At 44.9% G+C, this 681-nt stretch carries 1 protein-coding gene; it reads right to left on the reverse strand.

The window, feature by feature from the left end; translation table 11 throughout:
* On the reverse strand, positions 1 to 669 hold a 669-nt coding region (locus tag ACS8FD_RS21000; protein ID WP_439277292.1), incomplete at its 3' end, for an aminotransferase class I/II-fold pyridoxal phosphate-dependent enzyme.
* Positions 670 to 681 lie beyond the last annotated feature (12 nt).

The raw sequence follows: 681 nt of genomic DNA on the forward strand, positions 1-681 counted from the left end.
TAAGATATTGTAGAACTTATCACCCGTCCAGCGAATGTGCTCATACATATCATCTGAGGCCACATAGACGTGTGGATGCTTCTTCAATACTTCCGCAATGGCTTTTAGCTCATCCAAAGTATAAATCATGCCTGTTGGATTTGATGGGCTATTTAATACCAATAGTTTGGTTTTGTCCGTGATGGCGGCTTCTAACTGCTCAGCTGTGATTCTAAAATCTTGCGACGCTGGGCATTCGACGATGACAGGTTTACCGCCTGCGATGATAACCATGTCAGGATAACTGACCCAGTATGGCGCTGGAATGATGACTTCATCACCTGGATTGATAAAGGCTTGAGCAAGGTTGAAAAAAGACTGCTTACCACCGACTGACACTAGGATTTCATTTGGCTCATAGCTGATGTCGTTATCGCGCTTGAACTTCTCGATGATGGCTTTTTTGAGTTCTGGTGTCCCATCGACAGCGGTGTATTTGGTAAAACCGTCATTGATTGCATCAATGGCCGCTTTTTTGATGTGCTCTGGCGTATCAAAATCAGGTTCGCCAGCGCCAAGGCCAATGATGTCTTTGCCAGCCGCTTTTAGCTCTTTGGCTTTATTGGTAATCGCTAGAGTCGGTGATGGTTTGATGCTATTGACACGGTCAGACAATTGCAATTCACTCATGGGAGATCCTTT

The sequence above is a fragment of the Psychrobacter sp. 1U2 genome, from assembly GCF_051847575.1.